Annotated in this window: 21 protein-coding genes and 1 pseudogene; 10 read left to right on the top strand and 12 right to left on the bottom strand. The window is 71.1% G+C overall.

Going from position 1 to position 22,595, the window contains the following annotated elements:
• Positions 1 to 62 precede the first annotated feature (62 nt).
• Together pcaDC and BHU15_RS17060 are read right to left on the bottom strand one after the other, a co-directional pair.
• Entirely contained in the window at positions 63 to 1,250 is a 1,188-nt protein-coding gene (pcaDC, locus tag BHU15_RS17065; protein ID WP_069627996.1) for a bifunctional 3-oxoadipate enol-lactonase/4-carboxymuconolactone decarboxylase PcaDC, read from the bottom strand.
• Between the two features lie 26 nt (positions 1,251 to 1,276).
• Positions 1,277 to 2,995, bottom strand: coding sequence for a lyase family protein (locus BHU15_RS17060; protein WP_255293133.1), 1,719 nt, complete (start codon positions 2,993 to 2,995; stop codon positions 1,277 to 1,279).
• Between the two features lie 318 nt (positions 2,996 to 3,313).
• On the opposite strand from BHU15_RS17060, the gene BHU15_RS17055 reads away from it, so the two are divergent.
• Positions 3,314 to 4,522: an NAD(P)/FAD-dependent oxidoreductase gene (locus tag BHU15_RS17055; protein ID WP_069627974.1), complete on the top strand. Its 1,209-nt coding sequence runs from the start codon at positions 3,314 to 3,316 to the stop codon at positions 4,520 to 4,522.
• 69 nt (positions 4,523 to 4,591) lie between these two features.
• On the opposite strand, the gene BHU15_RS17050 is transcribed toward BHU15_RS17055, so the two are convergent.
• Positions 4,592 to 5,641: an aldo/keto reductase gene (locus BHU15_RS17050; protein WP_069627973.1), complete on the bottom strand. Its 1,050-nt coding sequence runs from the start codon at positions 5,639 to 5,641 to the stop codon at positions 4,592 to 4,594.
• A gap of 221 nt (positions 5,642 to 5,862) precedes the next feature.
• Here BHU15_RS17050 and BHU15_RS17045 point away from each other — a divergent pair, with 221 nt between their 5' ends.
• Both BHU15_RS17045 and BHU15_RS17040 read left to right on the top strand, forming a co-directional pair.
• Entirely contained in the window at positions 5,863 to 6,594 is a 732-nt protein-coding gene (locus BHU15_RS17045) for a YqeB family protein (protein ID WP_069627994.1), read from the top strand.
• Between the two features lie 156 nt (positions 6,595 to 6,750).
• A complete protein-coding gene (locus tag BHU15_RS17040; protein ID WP_069627972.1) occupies positions 6,751 to 7,701 on the top strand; it encodes an SDR family NAD(P)-dependent oxidoreductase in 951 nt (316 codons plus the stop codon).
• On the opposite strand, the gene BHU15_RS17035 is transcribed toward BHU15_RS17040, so the two are convergent.
• The 3 genes and pseudogenes from BHU15_RS17035 to BHU15_RS17030 form a co-directional block, all read right to left on the bottom strand.
• On the bottom strand, positions 7,698 to 8,108 hold the full coding sequence (locus BHU15_RS17035; protein ID WP_069627971.1) for an ankyrin repeat domain-containing protein: 411 nt from the start codon (positions 8,106 to 8,108) through the stop codon (positions 7,698 to 7,700). The two genes, BHU15_RS17040 and BHU15_RS17035, sit on opposite strands and share 4 nt — an antisense overlap.
• Positions 8,109 to 8,122: 14 nt before the next feature.
• Positions 8,123 to 8,245: pseudogene (locus tag BHU15_RS41365) on the bottom strand (EamA family transporter); the annotation flags it as partial.
• A 101-nt stretch (positions 8,246 to 8,346) separates the two neighbouring features.
• Entirely contained in the window at positions 8,347 to 9,006 is a 660-nt protein-coding gene (locus BHU15_RS17030; protein ID WP_069627970.1) for an MSMEG_1061 family FMN-dependent PPOX-type flavoprotein, read from the bottom strand.
• A 240-nt stretch (positions 9,007 to 9,246) separates the two neighbouring features.
• Between BHU15_RS17030 and BHU15_RS17025 the strand changes: the two genes are divergently transcribed.
• Positions 9,247 to 10,167 carry a phosphotransferase enzyme family protein gene (locus tag BHU15_RS17025; protein WP_079128194.1) on the top strand — a complete coding sequence of 307 codons (921 nt, stop codon included), beginning with the start codon at positions 9,247 to 9,249 and terminating at the stop codon, positions 10,165 to 10,167.
• A 6-nt stretch (positions 10,168 to 10,173) separates the two neighbouring features.
• Here the strand turns inward: BHU15_RS17025 and BHU15_RS17020 are convergent, their stop codons facing one another.
• Positions 10,174 to 11,547, bottom strand: coding sequence for an NsdA family TPR-like regulatory protein (locus tag BHU15_RS17020; protein WP_069627969.1), 1,374 nt, complete (start codon positions 11,545 to 11,547; stop codon positions 10,174 to 10,176).
• Positions 11,548 to 12,045: 498 nt separating this feature from the next.
• Here BHU15_RS17020 and BHU15_RS17010 point away from each other — a divergent pair, with 498 nt between their 5' ends.
• Positions 12,046 to 12,444 carry a hypothetical protein gene (locus BHU15_RS17010; RefSeq protein WP_023541117.1) on the top strand — a complete coding sequence of 133 codons (399 nt, stop codon included), beginning with the start codon at positions 12,046 to 12,048 and terminating at the stop codon, positions 12,442 to 12,444.
• A gap of 240 nt (positions 12,445 to 12,684) precedes the next feature.
• On the opposite strand, the gene BHU15_RS17005 is transcribed toward BHU15_RS17010, so the two are convergent.
• The 3 genes from BHU15_RS17005 to BHU15_RS16995 all read right to left on the bottom strand — a co-directional run bounded on the left by BHU15_RS17005 (position 12,685) and on the right by BHU15_RS16995 (position 15,077).
• Entirely contained in the window at positions 12,685 to 13,536 is an 852-nt protein-coding gene (locus tag BHU15_RS17005; protein ID WP_069627967.1) for an EamA family transporter, read from the bottom strand.
• Positions 13,533 to 14,042 carry a YbaK/EbsC family protein gene (locus BHU15_RS17000; protein ID WP_023541119.1) on the bottom strand — a complete coding sequence of 170 codons (510 nt, stop codon included), beginning with the start codon at positions 14,040 to 14,042 and terminating at the stop codon, positions 13,533 to 13,535. Before BHU15_RS17000 ends, BHU15_RS17005 begins: the two co-directional genes overlap by 4 nt.
• A 69-nt stretch (positions 14,043 to 14,111) precedes the next feature.
• Positions 14,112 to 15,077, bottom strand: coding sequence for a helix-turn-helix transcriptional regulator (locus tag BHU15_RS16995; protein ID WP_069627966.1), 966 nt, complete (start codon positions 15,075 to 15,077; stop codon positions 14,112 to 14,114).
• Positions 15,078 to 15,136: 59 nt separating this feature from the next.
• Between BHU15_RS16995 and BHU15_RS16990 the strand changes: the two genes are divergently transcribed.
• Both BHU15_RS16990 and BHU15_RS16985 read left to right on the top strand, forming a co-directional pair.
• Positions 15,137 to 15,730, top strand: coding sequence for a DinB family protein (locus BHU15_RS16990; protein WP_069627965.1), 594 nt, complete (start codon positions 15,137 to 15,139; stop codon positions 15,728 to 15,730).
• Complete coding sequence (locus BHU15_RS16985; RefSeq protein WP_069627964.1) at positions 15,727 to 16,188, top strand: VOC family protein; 462 nt, start codon at positions 15,727 to 15,729, stop codon at positions 16,186 to 16,188. Before BHU15_RS16990 ends, BHU15_RS16985 begins: the two co-directional genes overlap by 4 nt.
• 39 nt (positions 16,189 to 16,227) lie before the next feature.
• Here the strand turns inward: BHU15_RS16985 and BHU15_RS16980 are convergent, their stop codons facing one another.
• Both BHU15_RS16980 and BHU15_RS16975 read right to left on the bottom strand, forming a co-directional pair.
• Positions 16,228 to 17,853, bottom strand: coding sequence for a penicillin-binding transpeptidase domain-containing protein (locus tag BHU15_RS16980; RefSeq protein WP_069627963.1), 1,626 nt, complete (start codon positions 17,851 to 17,853; stop codon positions 16,228 to 16,230).
• 156 nt (positions 17,854 to 18,009) lie between these two features.
• On the bottom strand, positions 18,010 to 19,731 hold the full coding sequence (locus BHU15_RS16975) for a dolichyl-phosphate-mannose--protein mannosyltransferase (RefSeq protein ID WP_031231233.1): 1,722 nt from the start codon (positions 19,729 to 19,731) through the stop codon (positions 18,010 to 18,012).
• A gap of 121 nt (positions 19,732 to 19,852) precedes the next feature.
• Here BHU15_RS16975 and rsmI point away from each other — a divergent pair, with 121 nt between their 5' ends.
• The 3 genes from rsmI to BHU15_RS16960 all read left to right on the top strand — a co-directional run bounded on the left by rsmI (position 19,853) and on the right by BHU15_RS16960 (position 22,326).
• The gene (rsmI, locus tag BHU15_RS16970) at positions 19,853 to 20,767 is read left to right on the top strand and encodes a 16S rRNA (cytidine(1402)-2'-O)-methyltransferase (RefSeq protein WP_255293132.1); all 915 of its coding nucleotides are present in this window, start codon (positions 19,853 to 19,855) and stop codon (positions 20,765 to 20,767) included.
• 128 nt (positions 20,768 to 20,895) lie between these two features.
• Positions 20,896 to 21,351, top strand: coding sequence for a hypothetical protein (locus BHU15_RS16965; protein WP_069627961.1), 456 nt, complete (start codon positions 20,896 to 20,898; stop codon positions 21,349 to 21,351).
• A 42-nt stretch (positions 21,352 to 21,393) separates the two neighbouring features.
• Entirely contained in the window at positions 21,394 to 22,326 is a 933-nt protein-coding gene (locus BHU15_RS16960) for a TatD family hydrolase (RefSeq protein ID WP_069627960.1), read from the top strand.
• Positions 22,327 to 22,595: the final 269 nt, after the last annotated feature.

Here is a 22,595-nt window from a genome sequence, read left to right as displayed (position 1 = left end):
CACCGTTCACCGGATCTGACTTTAAGTCGGGCGAACCGGACATGCGACTCGGATGCGCACCCTCAGGGGTGCTCCGACAGCACGTCGTCGGCGATCGCGAACGCCTTGTTGGCCGCGGGCACCCCGCAGTACACCGCCGACTGGAGCAGCACTTCCCGGATCTCCTCGCGGCTCAGCCCGATCCGTACCGCCGCCCTGACATGCATCGCCAGCTCGTCGTGGTGCCCGCCGGCGACCAGCGCCGTCAGAGTGACGCAGCTGCGGGTACGGCGGTCGAGCCCCGGCCGGGTCCAGATCTCGCCCCACGCGTAGCGGGTGATGAAGTCCTGGAACGGGGCGGTGAACGCCGTCGTACGGGCCACCGCCCGGTCCACGTGCTGATCGCCGAGCACCGCCCGCCGTACCGCCATCCCGGCGCCGTGCCTGGCCGCGTCCCCGACCGCCCGCGCGGTCGCCTCCAGATGGCCCAGCAGCGCGGCCAGCACCGGCGCGGGACGCTCCACGTTCGCCAGATGACGCGCTCCCGCGATCTCGGCCAGGCTCGTGCCCGCGATGCCGTCGGCGATCGTGCGGGCGTGCGGCGAGGGCGGGGTCGCCGGGTCGTCGCGGCCGGCGACGACGAGCGTGGGGACCCCCCGTACCGCCGCCAGTTCCGCGCGCAGGTCGTGGTCGGCGACGGCCGAGCAGCACGCCGCGTACGACTTGTCGTCGGCCGCCCGCAGGTCGTCCACGAGCGCCGCGCCCAGCGGGGTGCGCTCGAAGCCGGGCGCGAACCAGACGCCGGGCCGGCCCGCCACCAAGGACTCGGTGCCCTCGGCGAGGACCGTCGCCGCCCGCTCCCGCCAGGTGTCGGGGGCGCCGAAGTACGCGGACGAGCACAGCACCGCGAGGGACACGAGGCGGCCGGGGTGCCGAACGGCCAACTCCAGGCCCACCGCGCCGCCCAGCGAGATCCCCGCGTACGCGAACCGGTCCCAGCCCTGTTCGTCGGCCAGCCGCACCACCTGGTTCGCCAGGGCGGCCACGGAGACGCCGGGGGCGGACGCGGGCAGGGAGCCGCCGTGGCCGGGCAGGTCCCAGCGCAGGACGCGGTGGTCGCGGGTGAGGGCCGCCAGCTGGGGCTCCCACACGCGCAGGGACGTGCCCAGGGACGGCCCGAGGATCAGCGGCGCGCCGTCGGCAGGGCCGTCGAGGCGGAAGTGGGGGTGGGGGAGGCCGATGTGGACCGGCTCCGTCGTCGTCTCGGGCATTTCGGTCGTCCTGTCCGGCGTCTCGGTCATCGAGGGGCCTCCGGTGGGCTGTCCGGTGGGTCCTCCGGCGTGTCCCCCCTGGCCCCGGGGCGTTCGGCGTGTTCGGCGAGCGCGCGGTCCACGAGCGCCCCGGCGGACCCCGTGTAGCCGGCCGGGTCGGTGAGCGCCCGCATCCGCTCCTCCCCGATCAGCTCGGCGACCGCCGGGTCGCTCTCGGTCAGCGCCTGCGCGAGCGGGATGCCCGCGCCGGTCGCCAGGCGGGCCGCGGCGGCTACCAGTTGCTTCGCCCGCGCCTGGCCGACGGCGGCCGTCAGCGCCGCCGCGAGCCGTTCGCTGACGAGCAGCCCCTGGGTGAGACCGAGGTTGTCCCGCATCCGGTCGGGGAAGACCCGCAGGCCGGCGGTGAGTTCGGCGGTGTCGTGGGCGGCGCCGCCGGTCAGCCGCAGCAGTTCGCGCAGCGGCTGCCACTCGGCGTGCCAGGGTCCGGCGGGGCGTTCGTCCTCGGCGACGAGTGACCCCAGCAGTACGGAGGCGAGCGCGGGCGCCTGCCGCGCGGCGGCGCCGATCAGCGTGGCCAGCACCGGGTTGCGCTTGTGCGGCATCGCGGACGAGCCGCCGCCGCGCGCCTCGGCGACCTCCCCGATCTCGGTCCGGGCCAGCACGAGCACATCGGCGGCGATCTTGCCGAGCGCGCCCGCGGTGAAGGCGAGCGCCGAGCCGAGATCGGCGACGGGGGTACGCAGGGTGTGCCACGGCAGCGTCGGTTCGGCGAGACGCAGCTGGGCGGCGTACGCGGCGAGGAGCCGCACCCCGGTGTCGGTACCGGCCGTGTCCTCCTGCCGGTCCCCTTCCACCGTCGAGCCGTTGGGGGCCGCGCCGGTCAGGTCGTAGACCGGCTCGTCGGGCGCCGGGGCGGCGCCGAGTTCGGGCTCGGGGTCGAGCCTCGGGTCGGCGCCGGTGGCGGGCGGGTAGTCGGGCAGGGGCTCGGGAGGGCTGTCGAGCGTGGTGTCCAGGGCACCCGTCAGGTCGTAGACGGGCTCACAGGACGCGGCGGTCGAGGTGCTGCCCGGCGGGCCGGCCACCACGTCGTCGGTCGGCGCGAAAGCCGCCAACGTGCCCGCCGCGCCGCCCAGTTGGACCGGGAGACGGACGGCGGCCAGCCGGCTTCGGGCGTCGCGTACCGACGACAGCCAGCCCGCCGCCTTCAGCCCGAACGTCGTCGGGACCGCGTGCTGGGTGAGGGTGCGCCCCGCCATCGGCGTGCCGCGGTGGGTCGTGGCCAGGGCGGCGAGCGCGTCCGCCGTACGGTCCAGATCCGCCAGGATCAGCGGCACCGTACGGGTGGCGACCAGCATCATCGCCGTGTCCACGATGTCCTGGCTGGTCGCGCCCCGGTGGACGTACTGCGCCGCGTCCGCGTCCTGCTCGTCCACCGCCGCCGTCAGATCCGCCACCAGGGGGACCACCGGGTTGCCCCCGGCGCGCGCCCGCAGCGCCACGTCCCGTACGTCGAACCGCCCCGCCTCCCCGGCCACCGCGGTGATCGCGTCGGCCGCCGCCTCCGGCGCCAGCCCGACCGCCGCCTGCGCGCGCGCCAGCGCCGCCTCGGCGTCGAGCAGCGCCCGGAGGAAGGCGGTGTCACCGGTGGCCGCCTCGGCGGCGGAGCCCGCCCGGCCGGGCGAGAGCAGCCCCGCGTCGGGGGAGATCGGCGCTGGCGATGGGGTGGTCCGGTCGGCGGAAGTCAAGGAAAACCGTCTCCTCGTCGCCCTGGGGTCGGATGTCGCGGATGTCGAAGCGGTACGCGCCGGACGGGGTGCGCCCGGCCCTCGCCAACAGCGTCTCCCGTCGGGGTCCGTCCGGCGAGGCGAGCGACGGGCCATGATGTTCGTCTGGTGAATTAATGTTCATGGATGCTCCGCGGCGCTGTCAATGGCGCGCACCCATGCCGTCCGGTTCGCGTCAGGAATGCGTAAGAGATGGGGATATTTAGGGCATTCTGACAGGTCGTGGGTAGGTGCACCGTCGAGCGAACGACCGCCTCGCGAGAAGGACTCGGACCTGGAATGACGAACCGCGGGACCGACGGAACACTCCGCCACATAGCCGTCGTCGGTGCCTCCGACGCCGGGCTGCGCGCGACAGCAGCGCTTCGCCGCCGGGGCTTCGACGACCCGATCACCCTGGTCGACGCGGGGCGCGGCACCCCGCCCGGCCCGGACGTCGAACCACTGCCGCACACGACGGTCGAATCACTGGACCTCACGCACGACGCCGGGCGTGCGCTGCGTCTGCGGGACGGCCGGAGCCTCGGCTTCGACGGGCTCGTCATCGCCACCGGCGCCGCGGCCCGCCGGCCCGCCGGACTGCGGAGCGGCCATCCGGCCGTCTTCGCTCTGCGTACCTTCGACGACCACGCCGAGGGCGACTTCGGAGAGGACGCCGAGAACTCCCTCGCCCTGCGTGCCGCGCTCGCCGCCAACCCACGCGTCGCCGTCGTCGGCGCCGGATTCACCGGCTGCGAGGTCGCCTCGTACTGCCGCGCCCGCGGGCTCGGCGTCACCGTCGTCGAGTCGCGCGCCGCCCCCTTGGAGCGCGTGCTCGGCGCGGACATGGGCCGCGTGCTGGCCGGTCTGCACCGCGACCACGGCACGGTCATGACGACCGGTGCCCGCGCCGTCTCCCTGCGCCCCGAGGGCGTCGTGACGGCCGACGGCGCTCTCGTACCGGCCGACGTGGTCGTCATCGCCGCGGGGCCCGCGCCACGTACCGGATGGCTGCGGGGCAGCGGTCTCGACATCGAGGACGGCGTGCTCCTGGACGCGACGTGCGCGGCGGTGGGTGCCTCGCGCGTCGTCGCGGCCGGCAGCGTGGCCCGCTGGTTCAACCCGCTGTTCGGCGAGGTGATGCGGGTCGAGGGCGACGGCCACGCCGAGACGCGGAGCTACACGGCCGAACAGGCCGCGGCCGCCGCCGACACGCTGCTGGCGGACGGCGAGTGCGCGATGCCCTTCGACTCGTTGCCGTACCACCGCTCGGAGCAGTACGGCACCGAGATCCAGTTCGTCGGCCTCGCGACCGGTGTCCCGCACGTCGTCGCCGGGACGCTCGCCGAGCGTGAGTTCGTCGCCGTGTACTCGGACGGACAGCTCGTCACCGGCGCGCTGTGTGTGAACAGCCCGTCCCAACTCGACCGCTACCGGCGGATGGTGGCGGCGCGCGTCCCGACGGATGTCGTGTTCGCGCCGTCCACCATGCTCAAGTCGACGGTCTGAAAAGCCATCTCCGAGAAGGCATCTGAGAAGGGGTCACAGACGTCGGAGACCGCGCCGCACTCCCCGCTCTCACGCCGCGGCGCGGTCTCCGACCGGGCGCCGCCGCAGCGAGGCGTCCCGCAGCGCGGGCGGCTTCCAGACACCGTCCGGGTGATAGACGTTCGTCCCCGGCGCCACGATCTCGTCGATCCGGTCCAGCGTCGCGTCGTCCAGCGTGAGCGAGGCGCCCTTCAGCAGCCCGTCCAGCTGTTCCATCGTGCGCGGGCCGATGATGACCGACGTCACCGCGGGGTGCGCGAGGGTGAAGGCCACCGACAGCTCCGGCAGCGAGCAGCCGATACCGGCCGCCAGCTCGGCCAGTTGCTCGACGATCTCCAGCTTGGCGATGTTCACCGGGAGCGTCGGATCGAAGCGGGCCGGGCTCAGCGCCGCGCGCCCCGTCGTCAGGTCGATCGCGCCGCCCTTGCGGTACTTGCCGGTGAGGAAGCCCGAGGCGAGCGGACTCCAGGTCAGCACACCCATCCCGTACCGCTCGCACACCGGCAGCACCGCCGACTCGATGCCGCGCGCCAGGATCGAGTACGGCGGCTGCTCCGTACGGAACCGCTGGAGCGCCCGGCGCTCGGCGACGACATGCGACTCCACGATCTCCTCGGCGGGGAACGTCGAGCAGCCGAAGGCGCGGATCTTGCCGTCGCGTACGAGATCGGTCAGCGCGGAAAGGGTCTCCTCGATGTCCGTCGTGTGGTCGGGCCGGTGGATCTGGTAGAGGTCGATCCACTCCGTCCCCAGCCGCTTCAGGCTCTCCTCCACCTCCTTGACGATCCAGCGCCGCGAGTTGCCGCCGCGGTTGCGGCCCTCACCCATCGGGAAGTGCACCTTCGTCGCCAGGACGACGTCGTCGCGGCGGCCCTTGAGCGCCTTGCCGACGATGACCTCGGACTCACCGGCGGAGTACATGTCCGCGGTGTCGAGGAAGTTGATCCCCCGGTCGAGCGCGGAGTGGATGACGCGTACGGAATCGTCGTGGTCGCTGTTGCCGACGGAGCCGAACATCATCGTGCCGAGGCAGTGGGCGCTCACCTCGATACCGGTGCCGCCGAGAGTGCGGTAACGCATGTCGTGCTCCCTTGCTGGTCAGGCAATCGTCAGACGTCTGCTGGGGCGTACGCCCGGCACTCTAGGACTTGGAGTGCGATCGAGGTCAAGGCGCGACGGTCCCGTACGGCGCCCGCCGGGGCGACCGGACCGTTCGGCGAGGTCGATACTTTGGTCACGCCCGCCGATCCCTTCGGCGGATTCCCGCCCCGGCCGCCGCTTCCTAGCTTTGTGGCATGCGCATGAGCAAGCGAGCGAAGTCCCCGGAGGCGGCCGAGCAGGTCACCGTGCTGGCCCAACCCGCCTGGATCGTCCCGGCGTTCGCCGCCGTCGGAGCGGTCGTCGGCTGGCTGGCCAAACTCCTCGCCAACTGGCTGGTGGAGTGGGACTGGGCCCCGCTGAAGGGCCCGGCCAAGCTGCTGAACTCCATCCCCGAGCCCTGGCTGACCATCCTGGGCGTGACGGCGGGCGTGGTGCTCGGGGTGCTGGTGGGGTTCATCGCGCTGCACGAATCGCTGACCGTACGGGTGTCGGACACCCGGCTGACGCTCACGATCCGCGACGAGACCCGCGAGCTGCCCCGGGCGGACGTCGGGCCGCTCTTCCTGGACGGCAAGTTCCTCGTCCTGCTCGGCCACCGCACCGAGGAACTGGTCCGCGAACCCTTCGACCTCGACCGCGCCGCCCTGGCCGCCGCCTTCACCGCCCACGGCTACGACTGGGCCGCCGAGGACCCGCACAAGGCCGACTTCCACCTCTGGGTGCCGGACACACCGGGCCTCCCGGTGGGCGCGAACGCCCTGCTGAGCGCCCGCGCGCACGCGATGCGCAAGACGGACAAGAAGGAGGACGTCCGGGCGCTGCGCGAGGAGCTGAACCGGCTGGGCCTGGCGATCCGCGACGAGAGCAAACGCCAGTACTGGCGCCTCCCGAAGCCACCCTCCGAGCCACCGCCCGGACCACCGGGGGCCTGACCGGCCCCCGTCCCCGGCCAGGGCCATGAACCGGGGGGTGGTCCTGGCCGGGGCCCCAGGGAAACGGGCTGGCTCCGCCTCCCCTGAACGACCCACGTCCGGTGGTTGGGTTGAGGCTGCCAGCAGACCGCGAGTCACCCGTGAGAGGCAGCCCCCATGACCACCGACTCCACCGGCCGCGTCACCACCCCGTTCGGCGCCGAGTCCACCGCGGCCGAGGTCGTCGCCGGTGTCGACCTCACCGGCCGGCGCGCCGTCGTGTCCGGCGGCTCCTCCGGTATCGGTGTCGAAACCGCCCGCGCGCTCGCCGGCGCGGGCGCCGAAGTCACCCTGGCCGTACGCGACATCGACGCCGGTGAGCGCACCGCCCGGGACATCGGCACCACCACCGGCAACCCGCGAGTGCGCGTCGCGCGGCTCGACCTCGCCGATCAGGGGTCCGTCGCGGAGTTCACCGCCGGCTGGGACGGGCCGCTGCACATCCTGGTCAACAACGCCGGGGTGATGTACACCCCCGAGCTGCGGACACCGGAGGGCTGGGAGCTCCAGTTCGCCACGAACCACCTCGGCCACTTCGCGCTCGCCCTCGGTCTGCACCCGGCGCTCGCCGCCGCCGACCGGGCCCGGATCGTCTCGCTCACCTCGGTCGGGCATCTGCGGCAGGCGGTGAACTTCGACGACATCGGCTTCCACGACGGGCCGTTCGACACCCGGCTCGCCTACGGCCAGTCCAAGACGGCCACCGCGCTCTTCGCGGTCGAGGCGAACCGGCGCTGGGCCAAGGACGGCATCACCGCCAACGCCGTCCACCCCGGCGCGGTCCTGTCGAACCTCACCCGCCATATGAGCCAGGACGAACTCAGCAAGGCGATCGCCTCCGGCTACACGTTCAAGACGCCCCAACAGGGCGCGGCCACCTCGGTGTTGGTGGCGGCCTGGCCGGGGCTCGAAGGCATCGGCGGCCGGTACTTCGAGGACTGCCAGGAGGCGCGTCCGCACCGGGAGGGCGACTCCGGCGGCGTCGCCGCGCACGCCCTGGACCCGGTGGCGGCCGAGCGGCTGTGGCAGGTGTCGCTCGACATGCTGGCCTCGGCCGGCACGCCCTAGCCCCCCGCCTCCTCCAGCAGCCGCACGGTCTCCGGATACGGCCCGGTCCGCGCCCATTCGAGCGGTGAGCGCCCGCTGCCGCCGTCCTCGCGCAGCCGCGGATCGGCGCCGTACGTGAGCAGTTCGCGTACGGCGTCGGCATGCCCCCAGCACGCGGCCCCGCACAGCGGAGTGCCCTCCGTCCTGTCGCCGCTCTCGGTGTCGGGCAGCGCGCCCGCCGCGAGGAGCAGGCGTACGGAGCCGGCGTCGCCGTGCACGGACGCCGCGTACAGGGGCGTCGACCCCTCGGAGTCGTACGTCTGCGCCGGCGCCCCGGCCCGCAGCAGCGCGCCGACCTCAGCCGTCCGCCCCAGCCTCGCGGCCAGCACGAGCCGCCGCGACAGCTTCTTCCGCCGCCTGTTGTTCATGCCTGGCCCCATCCTCAACTCGTGTGCAGCATCAGCCCGATGCCGACGACCATCAGACCGGCGGCCGCGATGCGCGGCGTGCCGAACCGTTCCTTGAAGAACACCGCGCCTATCGCCGCACCCACGATGATCGATGTCAATTCTTGCTGAAGTTGTAATTGCGGGTTGCACCGCAATTGATCTTGGGACGTGCTGGTCTGGGGGCCGGCGGTCCGGTGGTCCAGCAGCAGTCGGCCCGCTATTCGTAGCGGTACTTCAGCGAATCCGCCTCCGCCTGTTCGATGTCAGCGATCGTCAGCTCCGGCATCCGCAGTTGAGCCAGCGTCACTTCGGCCGAGGTTGGCTGGGCGTCCGTCGGCAGCCACTGCTCCGGCTTCCAGGCCCCGCTGCGCAGGAGCGACTTGGGGCAGTGCGGGTAGACCTCCTCGATCCCCACCACCAGCGCACTGGCCGGCGGCTTGCCCACGGCGGTCAGCTGCGACAGCAGGTCCGGGCGAGTCGAGACGCAGGCCCGGCCGTTCACCCTGAGCGTCGTGGTGCGCCCCGGGATGAGGAACAGCAGCCCCGCCCGTCCGGTGGCGATGACGTTCTGCAGAGTGTCCAGACGCTTGTTGCCGGTCGCGTCCGGTATCGCCACCGTCCGTGTGTCCAGGACGGCGACGAACCCGGCTGGGCCGCCGCGCGGGGAAACGTCGCAGTTACCGTTGGCGTCCGCGCTGGCGACCAGGACCAGCGGTGAGCAGCCGATCAACCGCCGGGTCTGCTCGGTAAGTTCGGTCATCTGCTTGCGCACGGCCGCGTCGCTGGGGAGTTCGTAGGCCCGGCGCAGTGCCTCCTGGTCGGGCACGGCGTCGAGGCGGAGCGAGTCGAAGGCGCTGCTGGCAACGGGTGTCGTCATGCCTCCGACCCTAATCGGCCGACCTGCGATTGATCTTGGTACGCATGGCGGTCAGAAGGCTGGCGTGATCGTGCCGCAAGTGATCTCCGGACGGTCGAGTCTCCGCGTGTACGGCTGAACGTCACGCCTTGGTTCCTCGCCTGTCGTGGCCCGCGGGGCTGTTCTATCAGTATGGATGTTGTCGTGACAGTGCGCCCGGTGGTCGGATGGCAGGTCGGCGGATCTGAGGAGTTGGTAGGCATGCCGTCTGGTGCTGAACTGAACGCGGGACAAGGCTTTACCTCGGCCGTGGCTACACGGGTGGCCGCTGAGGCGTGTCGGCAAGCGGGGCTCAACGGTGACGGGGCCCGGCTGATCCGCCTGGGTGAGAACGCTCTGTTCCGCCTGGAAGCACACTCGGTGGTGGTCCGGATCGCTCGGTCGGCCGAGTATCTGGAGTCTGCCCGGGGTGAGGTCGCTGTGTCCCGCTGGCTGGCCCGTGAGGGCTTCCCGGCGACGCGGGTTCTGGATGATCTGGAGCAACCCGTGATGATCGATGGTCATCCGGTGACGTTCTGGCACTTGATCGAGGAGAGCGACCGAAAGCCGACGTACGGCGAACTAGGAGCGATCCTCCGCGACCTCCACTCGCTCACCTTGCCCGCGTCCTTGAGTCTCCCTCCATACCCGGTGCTGGACCGGACAGACCGACGCATCAACGCGGCGACCGGGATACCGGAGGACGACCGCGCGTTCCTGCGTAAGCGCGCGCGTGAACTCCGTTGCCAGGTTGAGGAGTTGCGCTTCGAGTCTCGGAAGGGGCCCGTACACGGGGACGCCCACGTACAGAATCTCATGACGAACCGTAATGATCAGGTGATCCTGATCGACTTGGAGAGGTTCGGTTACGACCACCCTGAGTGGGACCTGATGGTCACGGCCACGGAGCATCACAGCTTGGGTTGGCAGACGCCGCAGGAGTACGGCGCGTTCGTCGGTGCATACGGTCGGGATCTCCGCTCGTGGGCGGGGTTCCCCACCTTGCGGTCGTTGCAGGAGTTCAACATGACGACGTGGCTGATGCAGAACGTCTCGGAGAGCGACGAGACAGCAGCGGAGTACACGCGTCGTATCGCGTCGCTCCGCGACGAGGACGCGCCGCGTGACTGGAATCCGGGTTGATCCTGCTTACTCGTCGTCCCGGCGTTGTATTGCTGCGCGCACGGTTCCGTTGAACTGCTGGACCACAGGGGTGTGGGCGTGGACCGACACCTGACGCTGGAAGTCACTGACGTACCGCTGAAAGCGCGCGGACTGAAGGGCGTCGCCTGCTTCGACGGCAAGGCCGGCGGTCGTCACGGCGGCCTCAAGGTCGCCATTGAGTAGTTGGCTCTGAGCGAGAACCATGCGGCAGAAGCCCAGTGTCCGGGCGTACTTGGGATCGGTCAGCTCGACGGCGCGCGTCGCGACCCGGACGGCGTCGGGCCCTTGTCCGAGATCGCGGAAGCAGTGGCAGAACTCGCCGATCAGCTCGGCCTCATCCATGTATGACAGCCACGCGGGGTCCTCGGCGCTGTCGGCGCGCTCGAAGAACCGCTCCGCCTCGTTCATCGCATGGCCGGCGCCCTTGTGATCCCCCGCGGTGGAGAGCGCGCGAGCTTCATGAGCGGAGAACAAGGCCATGGCGCGTGGTGTCGCGGCGGCTCGTCCGCCTTCCACTGAGGCGCGGGCGAGCGTGACGGCGCGGGGCGCCTGGCCAAGGTAGTTGGCCTGGTGGCTCATGTTCGTGAGGATGCGGGCGCCCATCACGCGGTCGCCGATGACTTGCGTCAGGCGGAGCGTCGACATCATGTAGCGGTCGGACAGGGCATGGTTGCCGCTGTCGTACGCGCTCCACGCCAGGAGCTGGGCCATCTCGGATGCGGCCTGGAAAAGAGCTTTCCCGACCTTGGCGCTGTAGCTGGCGCTCAGCAAGGGCAGTACGTCTTCGCGGAAGTAGTGGCGGAATGCCTTGTGCGCGTGGCCACCGCCGAACTGGAAGTCCAACTGCATGAAGAAGCCCGCGGCCGCACGGATCGCGGCGACGTCACGCATTCCGACTCGATGTGTGGCAGGCGCATCCGTGGACAAGCCGTCCGGCCGCGAGACGAGCCACGACAGAGCGGCCGATTGCACACCACTGTCGGGCAGCGGGGCTTCGGTTTCTGACCTGTCCTCCGGGCGTTGATGCGTGAGGGTTTCCAAGGTGCTCAGCGTCTCGGCCAACGAACCGGCATAGGGGGTGGTGCCTACGGGCACCCGGGCCGGCGCCGTACCGGGGAAGCCCAGGTCCTTTGGCGTGATCCTCCGCCGAAGCTTGTCGCTCAGCGCTTCGGCCACGTATCCGGCGGTCTGACGCTGAATACCGCCACCGTCCAACCACCGCTGAACAGCGACGTGCGTGGTACCCAAGTGGTCGCCATGGCGCTCAGCGACTTCGCGAACGCGCCTGGCCAGCCCTTTGTTTGAAGCCCCGGCTTCCGCCATGACAGCGGCCAATTGATGGTTCGGGTCTTTGCTCACGTGCTGCCGTCACCCCCGATATCACTTTGGGTGTTCATCCTGTCACAGCAGTTCTCGCCGGGAGGGGGTTCATCGTGAACCCCCTCCGCTTGTCCTCCCGAACCCCCGGTGTGCATACGAACCCCCTTGTGAACACTGCCGCCTGGCCAAAGAGGGTCGTTGACTGGCTGTCGAGACAAGACACCCCGGCGGTGCGTGACGGCACCCCGGGGCATGGCCTACCTGATGAAAGCAGGTCGACATGCGGAACGATATCGGCAGGATTCTCGAGCGGCTGATCAGCCTGTTACGGCCCCCTCGCGGCCACTACCGTGCGGTGGATGCGCCGACGTTGGCATTGCCTCGCGTACGGGATCCGTACGTCTGGCCCATGATGTGCGGCGAAGACGCCCGACTCGTCCGGCCGTACCTCTTGGCGCATGAGCGCAGCCTCGAACGACACGAATGCCGCTGCCAAGCGGGACTGCGGTGCGCCGTCCACACGTTGGAGGTGTCGATGTGAGCACCCAGGCACGACTGCTCCCATGGCCGGGCGAAGACGGCCAACGCTCCTACCTCGTCACGGGCGACGGCCGAAGTTACTTGTCCACGCTGGCCAACGAGATGGAGGAGGTCCAGCTCCAGACAGGTGCCACCCTGCTCGACCACGCGGCGGCGATGCTCCGGGACGACAAGGTCAGCACCCGAGAGCTGCGCTTCCTCAGCGCGCGACTGAGCGAGGCCCTGCGCGACGCACTACGAGTCGCCGAGAGCAGAGGATCCCGACTTCCGTCAACGGACGAGAACGACAACCCGGAAGACAACGTGCCCGTGACCGAGGCCTACCACGAACACGCCCCCTCATGGACCACCGTAGCGGCAGATCAGCCCGGCTCTCACCCGATCCCGGACCCGTAGATCCACCTCATACAACACCGGACCACCCTCGCGCCTGGGCGCAACTGGGGTGGTCCGGCTGGAGATTTCTTTAGCAATCACGAGCCCCCGGTGCCGATGGCCCCGGGGCCGTCGTCGTGTCTTCTGCCGTGTGGCTAGACAGGGTTGCTGTGCCTGCCCCCTTGGCCACGTCCCTTGATGTGTCCTTGGGTCGTCACGACGTGTCATCGGGCAGCGGCACACGTGCGCGACCGGGTGGCCTCAACTCGTGCGCAGCATCAGCCCGATGCCGACGACCATCAGACCGGCGGCCGCGATGCGCGGCGTACCGAACCGTTCCTTGAAGAACACCGCGCCTATCGCCGCACCCACGATGATCGACGACTCCCGCAGCGCGGCGATCGGCGCCAGCGCGGCGCGCGTCTGGGCCCACAGCACCAGGGCATACGCGCCGACGGACAGCGTCGCGCCCAGCAGACCGAGCCGTGCGTGCGGGCGCAGTTGGGCGATCAGCGCGGAGCGGCGCGCGTACAGCGCGTACAGCGGGATCAGCGAGCCCTGGAGGATCATCAGCCAGCCGATGTAGCCCAGCGGTGTGCCCGACTCGCGTACGCCCACTCCGTCCACGACGGTGTACGCGGCGATCGACACCCCCGTCGCGAGCGCGGCCAGCAGCGCGGGCCACTGCGGTTTCGTGTCCGTGCTCCGCATGCCCCACAGGGCCACGCCCACGAGCCCGGCCGACGCGACGGCCACGCCCGTCGCCTGCCAGCGGTCCAGCGACTCGCCCACGAAGACGGCGGCCAGGACGGTCACCAGCAGGGGCGCGGTGCCGCGCGCGATCGGATACATCTGGCCGAAGTCGCCGAGGCTGAACGACCGCATCAGCAGGGCCTGGTAGCCGATGTGCAGCAGCGCGGAGGCGATCAGATACGGCCACGCGCCGGCGGCCGGGAACGGCGAGAAGCACACGGCGACGACGCCGAGCACGGTGCCGCCGCCCGCGATCAGGGTGAAGGCGACCAGCTGGTCCTTGATGGTGTGCGCGATCGCGTTCCAACTGGCGTGCGTGACGGCCGCCAGCAGGACGGCGGCGGCGACACCCGGCGTCACGCCGTGCGCTCGCGGACGTCCACCAGGGTGCCGCCGGCGTGCCGGACCACGCTCTTGGGGTCCATCGGGAAGACCGCGTGCGGGGTCCCGGCCGCCGCCCACACCACGTCGTGGTCGAGCAGCCCCCGGTCGGCCAGCACGCGGGTGCGGGTGCGGTGCCCGAAGGGCGGGACGCCGCCGATCGCGTACCCGGTGGTCTCCCGGACCAGCTCGGCGCGCGCCCGCTTGACCGTACCGGCGCCCAACTCCGCCCGAACGCGCTCCACATCGACGCGCGAGGCGCCGTCCATCAGCACCAGCACCGGGACGCCGTCGGCCTCGAAGATCAGGGACTTGACGATCTCGCTGAGCCCGCAGCCGATGGCGGCGGCGGCCTCGGCAGCCGTACGGGTGGCGTCGGGGAAGGTGCGGACCTGGCCGGTGAGGTCGTCGAGTCCCAGTTCGCGCAGGGCTTCGACGAAGCGGGGATGGGCCGGGGTGTCAGGCGTGCCGCCAGGGTTGCTCATGGCGGCACGCTAGCGGCAGGCGGCTTGCGGGAGCGAACGCGTTTCACGGACGTGTTTCACGGACTCGTTTCACGGACGCGGACCGGTGGCGGCCGAACGCAGCCTCTCGGCCAGCGCGTGGGCGCGGTCCGCCAGCTCCGGGGGATCGAGCACCTCGAAGTCGTGCCCCAGCAGGACGACATGCATCAGGACGAAGTCCAGGCTGTTGCCCCCGCTGAGCAGTTCGCACCGGTCGTCCCCACGTGCCTGTACGACACCCGCCGACGCCGGGATCTGCCGGCGCACCGTCTCGGCCGGCGCGTGCACGAGGAAGCGCGGCCGGTGCGGGTAGACCCGGCTCGCCACCCCCTCCTGCACGTACGCCGCCGCGTCGGGCGCCTCGCGCGGGCGGAAGCGCCAGGTCCGCGCCGCCACCTCCGTCATCCGGTCGACCCGGAAGGTGCGCCAGTCGTCGCGGTCGAGGTCGTACGCGAGGAGGTACCAGCGCCGGTCGGAGGCGACCAGGCGGTACGGCTCGGTCCGCCGCCGTCGTACGCCGCTGCCCGCCGGGTAGTCGAAGCCGGTCTCGACCTCGTCGCGGCAGGCTCTGGCCAGCGTCATCAGCACGTCCGGGTCGACCGCGAGCCGGCCGGCGCCGAAGAACGCCACCGAGCCGGAGAGCGCGCGCACCTCGTGCCGCAGCCGGGCGGGCAGCACCTGGTCGAGCTTGGTCAGCGCGCGCAGGGTGGCATCGCTCGTACCGCCGCCCGCGAGCAGCGCGACGGTGGTGGCGATCGCCTCCTCGTCGTCCAGCAGCAGCGGCGGCAGGACCTGCCCCGGCCCGAGCTGGTAGCCGCCACCGACCCCCTGACCGGCCAGCACCGGATACCCGAGCGCCCGCAGCCGCTCGACGTCGCGCCGTACGGTGCGCGACGTCACGCCCAGCCGTTCGGCCAGCTCGGGCCCGCTCCACTGGCGCCGCCCCTGCAACAGCCCGAGCAGTGTGAGTACCCGCTCCGTCGTACCCCGCTCGGCGGCCCCGCTCGCACTCTCCATTCCGCCACCCTGACAGAAGGCGGACAGATCCTGTCCGCCAGGGGTGTCACGGTGGAGCCATGAACGCGGACGAACTCGACTGGAACCGCACACTGCGCGAGCAGTGGGAGGTCCACTGGAACCATCAGCTCCGGGCCCGCCTCGACGGGCTCACCGACGACGAGTACTTCTGGTCCCCGGTGCCGGACGCGTGGAGCGTCCGGCCGCGCGGCGAATCGACGGCGCCCGTACAGGGGGGTGCCGGGGACTTCACCATCGACTACGCCTTCCCCACGCCCACGCCGCCGCCCTTCACCACCATCGCCTGGCGGCTCGGCCACGTCGTCGTCGGCGTGCTCGCCGCCCGCAACGCGGCGCACTTCGGCGCGCCCGAGGCGTCGTACGAGACCTGGGAGTACGCCGGCGACGCGGCCACCGCGCTCGACCAGCTCCAGGCCCAGCTCGACATCTGGCTCGCCGGGGTGGCCGGTCTGGGGGCCGCCGGGCTCCGCGCTCCGATCGGCGAGAAGGAGCCGTACCCGGACGCACCCATGGCGGATCTGGTCCTGCACATCAACCGTGAGCTGATCCACCATCTGTCCGAGGTCTGCCTGCTGCGCGACCTCTACCAGCACACCAACACCGACGCCACCACGAACGGAGCGACCCGATGAGCCGCCACATCCAGATCACCTTCGACGCCCACGACCCCGCCGCCCTGTCGACCTTCTGGCGCGACGCGCTGGGTTACATCCACCCCGGCCCGCCCGGCGTCGAACTGCCGGAGGGCGCCGACCCGTTGGCCGCCTGGGACGACTTCCTGGCGCGGATCGGCGTACCGGAGGACCAGCGCAACTCGAAGTCGGCCGTCGAGGACCCGGACGGGGACGGTCCCCGGCTGTTCTTCCAGCAGGTGCCCGAGGACAAGGTCGCCAAGAACCGCGTTCACCTCGACATCCGCGCCGCCCCCGGACTGGACGGGGAGGAGCGGATGGCCGCGCTGGAGAGCGAGTGCGCGCGCCTGGTCGCGCTGGGAGCGACGCGCGTACGCCGGGACGAGCCGGCTCCGCCGCTGAGCAGGGGGCTGATCGTGATGACCGACCCCGAGGGCAACGAGTTCTGCCTGGACTGAGCGGACTCGGGAAGGCGGGGCGGGCCGGCGGCCCGGGGTCTACCCCGCCGACAGTACGGCGGCGACCACCGGCCCCGCCGCGTCCCCGCCGTGTCCGCCGGACTCGACGCTCGCGGCGGCGGCCAGGTCGTCCTGGAAGCCGGTGAACCAGCTGTTCGACGTTTCCTGCCCGTCGACCTCCGCCGACCCCGTCTTCGCGCCCTTGTCCCCGCCGAGCCCCGCCATCGCCTTCTGGCCGGTGCCCCACGAGGCGGTCGCCCGCATCATGTCGCGCAGCTGCTGCCCCACGGCCCCCGGCAACTGCCGCTCCGCGACGGCCAGTTCGCGGTCGTCCAGGTCGCGCGGGACGATGACCGGCTGGCGGAAGGTGCCGTCCTTCGTGGTGGCGGTGACGGACGCGATGTTCAGCACGTTCATCTGGACCGTGCCCTGGCCGATGTACTGCGCGGCGGCCCCGCCCCCGTCCGCCTCCGGCACGCTGCCGTCGGCGGACGCGACGCCGGACTTCCAGTCCAGCCCGAGGCCGAACACCTCCCCCGCGAACTTCGGCAGCGCGTGGTCGTCCTTCGTGTCGTCGATCAGCTTGATGAAGGCGGTGTTGCAGGACCGGGCGAAGCTCTGGGTGAACGTGCCGCCCTTGATGTCGAAGTTCTCCAAGTTGTGGAACGACGTGCCCTGGTACATCACCGTCTTGGGACACTCGGCCGGCTTGCCCGCCCCGACCAGCCCCTTCTCCAGCAGCATCGCCGCCGTCACTATCTTCATCGTCGAGCCCGGCGCCTGCTTGCCGAGCATCGCCGCGTTGAAGCCGTCCTTACGGTTGTTGGCGACGGCGACTATCTCGCCGGTGCTCGGCCTGATCGCCGCGACGGACGCCTCGCTGTACTTCTTCACGGCCTGCTCGGCCGCCGCCTGCACCTTCGCGTCGAGCGTCGTCTTCAGCTCGCCGCTCTCGCCCTTGGAGAGCGTCAGCACCGTCGAGCGGGTCACGTCGCCGCCGTCGGTCTGGATCCATGTCTCGACGCCGGACTCGCCGCCGGCCTTCTCCCCGTACTTCTCGCGCAGTTGGTCGAGCACCGGCGCGAGCGAGGGGTACTTCTCCGCAGTCAGCTCGGCCCCGTTGCGGTCGACCGCCTTGATCGGCGGCGTGTCGGACTTGCCGGTGACCAGGTGGGTGTTCTTCTCCAGCTTGGGATGGATGACGGTCGGCGTCCAGTCGACCAGCGGCTTGCCGTTGGTCAGGCCGCGCACGACGGTCAACTCGGAGGCGTACGACAGGGGTTTGCTCAGCTCGCCGAACTTCACCGTCGCCTTCACGGTGAAGGGCACCTTCGCGCCCGTCGCCTCGCCGGGCGTGATCACGGCTCCGGTGATGTGCGCCTGCTCGCTGTAGCCGGCGACGGCTTCCTGCGCCTCGGCCGCGTTGTTGGTGAAGGAGGCGGCGCGTTCGGGGTCCTTGCCGTCGGCCCACGCGGCGAGGAACTCCTCGGCGGTGGTCTTGATCTCCTCGGTGCTCAGCGGCCCGGTCCTGACCTCGGTCGACTTCGACTCGGAGCCCAGACCCCCGCCGTCCCCGCCGACGAGGCTGTACGCCCCGTAGCCGACACCCCCGGCGACGACGAGGAACACGCCGCCGATGACGGCGACTTTCGCACCACTGCGCATGAGATGGGTCCCCTCCCCCCAGGAGCGCCCCCGGCCACGTTCGAACGTGTTCAAAGGAGCAATGTTTTCGCACTCTACGGGACGGGGGTGAACAGGGCGGCGCCCGTTACAGGACCGCGACGATCGCCCCGGGGACACCCGCGCGCACCGGCCCGCTCACACCCAGGTGTCGAACCACATCCGGTCCTGCCACTCGCTGATCGGGATCGTCTGACCTGTGTAGATGGGCCAGAAGTAGATGAAGTTCCACACGATCAGCAGCACCAGCACACCCGCCCCCACCGCGCCGATCGTCCTGCGTCTCTCGTCCGAGCCCGCCGGGCCCAGCATCGCGCCGATCATCATCGACACCGCGAGGCAGAGGAACGGGACGAAGACCACCGCGTAGAAGAGGAAGATCGTGCGTTCCTGGTAGAAGAACCACGGGACCCAGCCCGCCGCGATCGCGCAGGCGATGGCGCCCGCACGCCAGTCGCGGCGGAAGAACCAGCGCCACAGGACGTACAGGATCGCGAAGCACGCCGCCCACCAGAGCATCGGCGTGCCCATCGCCAGGACCTCCTGGGCGCACTTGTCGGCCGGGGCCGCCGTACAGCCCTCGGTGCCGCCTCTCGGGGACTCGTAGAAGTACGAGACCGGGCGGCCCAGGACGATCCAGCTCCAGGGGTTGGACTGATAGGTGTGCCCGGAGGTCAGATTGACGTGGAAGCTGTAGACCTCGGTCTCGTAGTGCCACAGGCTGCGCAGCCAGTCCGGCAGCCAGGACCACATCCCGCCCTGGCCCTGGGTGGCGGCCCAGTCGCGGAAGTAGCCCTTGTCGCCGACGATCCAGCCGGTCCAGGAGGCGATGTACGTGCCGATCGCGACCGGGACCGTCGAGACGAACGCCGGCAGCAGGTCGCGCTTGAGCACGGCGAGATACGCGTTCACGGCGCCCGCGGTGCGCCGCGCGCCCACGTCCCACATGACCGTGAGCAGACCGAACGCGGCCAGGATGTAGAGGCCGTTCCACTTCGTCGCGAAGGCCAGCCCCAGCATCAGACCGGCGGCGATACGCCACGGCCGCCAGCCGAGCCGCAGTCCCTCGCCGACCGCGCGGTCCGGGCGCAGCACCCCCTCCGCGTCCACCGGCAGCGCGTCGGCGAACCGTCGTCTCGCCCAGTCCCTGTCCAGCAGCAGACAGCCGAACGCGGCCAGTACGAAGAACATCAGCACCAGGTCGAGCAGCGCCGTACGGCTCATCACGAAGTGCAGCCCGTCGACGGCGAGCAGCCCGCCCGCCAGACAGCCCAGGAACGTCGAACGGAACAGCCGGCGGCCGATGCGGCACAGCATGAACACGGAGAGCGTGCCGAGGACCGCCACCATGAAGCGCCAGCCGAACGGGTCGAAGCCGAACATCAGCTCGCCGAGCCCGATGACCCACTTGCCCACCGGCGGGTGCACCACATACCCGGGGTCGGTCGGCACCGGCACCTGCGAGGGGTCGGCCAGGATCAGCTTGTCGACGTCCTTGGGCCAGCTGCCCTCGTACCCCTGCTTGACGAGCGCCCACGAGTCCTTCGCGTAGTACGTCTCGTCGAATATCACCGCCTTGGGGCTGCCCAGATGCCAGAACCGCAGCAGCCCGGCGACGAGCGCCACCAGCGCCGGGCCGAGCCACGCGGACCAGCGGGTCAGCCGGTGGGCGAGCAGCGGCGGCACGCCGAGCACGATCCACAGGCGCTGGGACGGCTCCGTGTACGGCGGGACCAGCCGCTCGCGCAGCCCGATCACCGGTCTCGGCGCATAGCCGAACCGCCGCAGGCGCTGGGGCCATGACGGCGGCCTGTCCTCGGCGTCCCGACCCTGGAGGGCTTCTGGCGCAGTACTGGTCACCGCGCCATCGTAGGGAACGCGACTGTGTGAGGTGGTCACGCGTCGGCGGACACGGCCGCGGGCACGGCCGCGGGCACGGCTGCGGACCGGCCTCCCGCGCCGCCCTGCGAGGATGGCGTACGTGACTACTGTGCCCTCCCGGGGAACGGACCCCGCAGCCCCGACCGGCGTTCTCGTGCTCGCCGGGACCCCCATCGGCGACACCTCCGACGCCCCGCCGCGCCTCGCCGCCGAGCTGGTGGCCGCGGATGTCGTCGCCGCCGAGGACACCCGGCGGCTGCGCAGGCTCACCCAGGCGCTGGACGTGCAGACCACGGGCCGGGTCGTGTCGTACTTCGAGGGCAACGAGAGCGCCCGTACGCCCGAACTCGTCGAGGCACTGGCCGGCGGCGCCCGCGTGCTCCTGGTGACCGACGCCGGGATGCCGTCCGTCTCCGACCCCGGCTACCGGCTGGTGGCGGCGGCCGTCGAGCGGGACGTCAAGGTGACGGCGGTGCCGGGGCCGTCCGCCGTACTGACCGCGCTCGCGCTCTCCGGGCTGCCCGTCGACCGTTTCTGCTTCGAGGGGTTCCTGCCGCGCAAGGCGGGCGAGCGGCTCGGCAGGCTCCGCGAGGTGGCCGACGAGCGGCGCACACTCGTCTACTTCGAGGCGCCGCACCGGCTCGACGACACCCTCGCGGCGATGGCCGAGGTCTTCGGCGCCGACCGCCGGGCCGCCGTCTGCCGCGAGTTGACCAAGACCTACGAGGAGGTCAAGCGCGGCGGCCTCGGCGAACTGGCCGTGTGGGCGGCCGACGGGGTACGGGGTGAGATCACCGTCGTCGTCGAGGGAGCCCCGGAGCGCGCGCCGGTGACCGACCCTGGGGAACTGGTGCGCAGGGTGCTGGTGAGGGAGGAGGCGGGGGAGCGGCGGAAGGAAGCCATCGCCGCCGTCGCCATCGAGGCGGGGGTTCCCAAGCGGGAAGTCTTCGATGCGGTGGTGGCGGCAAAGAATGCTGCCGGTACCAGCCCCCGGGACGGTAAAGGACTATCTTGAAAAGCAAAGCGCAGACCGTGTGCCGGGCGCTTTAGGCATGCGGAGGCCAAGAGCCTGCCATTAATCGACAGCGCTGATGCGCTCCCGCCCGAATAGGCGTCCACTGGATCGAGTGGAGAGGAGCTGGCATGAGTGAGATCACGGGCAACGCCGTCGCCCACGAGGCATATGCGTTCTGCTGCATGCGATGCGGGCACGGCTGGGAGCAGGCGTACGAGATAGAGCACCACACGGACGGTTCCGGACAGCAATTCGTCGTCTACAAGGCGGACGGACTGCGGGTGCCTTCCCCGCTGTCGAGCCCGACCTGCGCCAACTGCGGACACCACGTCGTGCGCATCATGCGCTCGGGACAGGTGTCCTCGGTGCACGCCCTGAGCCAGCAGATGACCGCCCCCAGGACGCCCCGGGCCCCGAAGGCGCCCAAGGCGCACAAGGCGAAGACGCCCAAGCACGGCAAGCCGATACCCGTGACCGACGAGGCGGGCGGCGCGGCCATCGGGGCCGTCGCCGACAGCGCGCGGGCGAAGCAGGACCACCACTGGCACCTCTCCGACCTCCTGCACCCTTTTCACCGTAGGTAGGCCGCCCCGGGCGCCGGGCGCCGTCCTCGTACGATCGTGCCCATGAGCCCGAAGAGCGCCGCGAACAGCGCCGAGAACAGCCCCAGGAACAGCGCCAAGAGCAGCGCCACGCGCACCGATGAGCCGCCGCCGGCACCCGAACCCCTCCGGGTGCCGGTGGCCGACTCGCACACCCACCTGGACATGCAGGGCGGCACCGTCACGGACGCCCTCGCCAAGGCCGCCTCCGTAGGAGTACCGGTCGTCGTCCAGGTGGGCTGCGACGTGAAGGGGTCCCGCTGGGCGGCCGACACCGCCGCCGCGCACGCGTCCGTGCACGCGGCGGTGGCGCTGCATCCCAACGAGGCGCCGCGCATCGTGCACGGCGACCTCGACGGCTGGTCGCGCCAGGGCGCGCGCGAGGCCGGCGGTGACGCGGCCCTGGACGACGCGCTCGCCGAGATCGACCGGCTGGCCGCGCTGGAGCAGGTGAAGGCCGTCGGCGAGACCGGGCTCGACTTCTTCCGTACGGGGCCCGAGGGCATGGCCGCGCAGGAACGCTCCTTCCGCGCGCATATCGAGATCGCCAAACGCCACGGAAAAGCACTCGTCATCCACGACCGTGAGGCGCACGCCGACGTGTTGCGTGTGCTCGCCGACGAAGGCGCCCCGGAGCGGACCGTATTCCACTGCTATTCGGGCGACGCGGAAATGGCCGAAATCTGCGCCGCTGCGGGCTACTTCATGTCTTTCGCGGGAAATATGACGTTCAAGAACGCGCAGCCGCTGCGTGAGGCGTTGGCCGTCGCTCCGCTCGAACTCGTTCTGGTCGAGACGGACGCGCCTTTTCTGACGCCCGTTCCGTACCGGGGACGGCCCAATGCGCCGTATTTGATTCCGCTGACGGTGCGTGCCATGGCGGACGTACGCGGGATCGGCGAGGACGCGATGGCGACGGCGATTTCGGCCAACACGGCGCGCGCCTTCGGGTACTGAGACGGCCGGTCCCGGCAGCTCGTGGGGACGCTGTGTAGTCGTGCTGCTTTGGAGAGTGACCGTCGCTCCGCTAGTGTCCGCCGGGTCGCGTGGGGGCCGGACCGGACTTGTGGAGCGTCGAGCGTCGTGAGCAGTACGCAGGGCAGTCACCGTGCGGCCGGACACCGCCGCCCCGAACCGGCGCCCACCGTGGCGTGGTTCACCCCGGCCGAGACGCTGGTCCCGCACCAGCAGCCACCACCCCCGGAACCGCGTGCAGACCCCGCCCC

The sequence above is a fragment of the Streptomyces niveus genome, assembly GCF_001723055.1.
In the GTDB taxonomy this organism is placed as follows: domain Bacteria; phylum Actinomycetota; class Actinomycetes; order Streptomycetales; family Streptomycetaceae; genus Streptomyces; species Streptomyces niveus.
This window is presented reverse-complemented; position numbering and strand designations above follow the sequence as displayed.

Excerpts from the sequence above, each read along its gene's own strand:
- BHU15_RS17000 (WP_023541119.1), bottom strand. The coding sequence starts at position 14,042 with ATGAGCAACCCTGGCGGCACGCCTGACACCCCGGCCCATCCCCGCTTC.
- BHU15_RS17030 (WP_069627970.1), bottom strand. The coding sequence starts at position 9,006 with ATGACGACACCCGTTGCCAGCAGCGCCTTCGACTCGCTCCGCCTCGAC.
- pcaDC (WP_069627996.1), bottom strand. The coding sequence starts at position 1,250 with ATGCCCGAGACGACGACGGAGCCGGTCCACATCGGCCTCCCCCACCCC.
- BHU15_RS17040 (WP_069627972.1), top strand. The coding sequence starts at position 6,751 with ATGACCACCGACTCCACCGGCCGCGTCACCACCCCGTTCGGCGCCGAG.
- BHU15_RS17035 (WP_069627971.1), bottom strand. The coding sequence starts at position 8,108 with ATGAACAACAGGCGGCGGAAGAAGCTGTCGCGGCGGCTCGTGCTGGCC.
- BHU15_RS17045 (WP_069627994.1), top strand. The coding sequence starts at position 5,863 with ATGAGCAAGCGAGCGAAGTCCCCGGAGGCGGCCGAGCAGGTCACCGTG.
- BHU15_RS17055 (WP_069627974.1), top strand. The coding sequence starts at position 3,314 with ATGACGAACCGCGGGACCGACGGAACACTCCGCCACATAGCCGTCGTC.
- BHU15_RS16990 (WP_069627965.1), top strand. The coding sequence starts at position 15,137 with ATGAACGCGGACGAACTCGACTGGAACCGCACACTGCGCGAGCAGTGG.
- BHU15_RS16965 (WP_069627961.1), top strand. The coding sequence starts at position 20,896 with ATGAGTGAGATCACGGGCAACGCCGTCGCCCACGAGGCATATGCGTTC.
- BHU15_RS16985 (WP_069627964.1), top strand. The coding sequence starts at position 15,727 with ATGAGCCGCCACATCCAGATCACCTTCGACGCCCACGACCCCGCCGCC.
- BHU15_RS17025 (WP_079128194.1), top strand. The coding sequence starts at position 9,247 with ATGCCGTCTGGTGCTGAACTGAACGCGGGACAAGGCTTTACCTCGGCC.
- BHU15_RS17050 (WP_069627973.1), bottom strand. The coding sequence starts at position 5,641 with ATGCGTTACCGCACTCTCGGCGGCACCGGTATCGAGGTGAGCGCCCAC.
- BHU15_RS16980 (WP_069627963.1), bottom strand. The coding sequence starts at position 17,853 with ATGCGCAGTGGTGCGAAAGTCGCCGTCATCGGCGGCGTGTTCCTCGTC.
- BHU15_RS16995 (WP_069627966.1), bottom strand. The coding sequence starts at position 15,077 with ATGGAGAGTGCGAGCGGGGCCGCCGAGCGGGGTACGACGGAGCGGGTA.
- BHU15_RS16960 (WP_069627960.1), top strand. The coding sequence starts at position 21,394 with ATGAGCCCGAAGAGCGCCGCGAACAGCGCCGAGAACAGCCCCAGGAAC.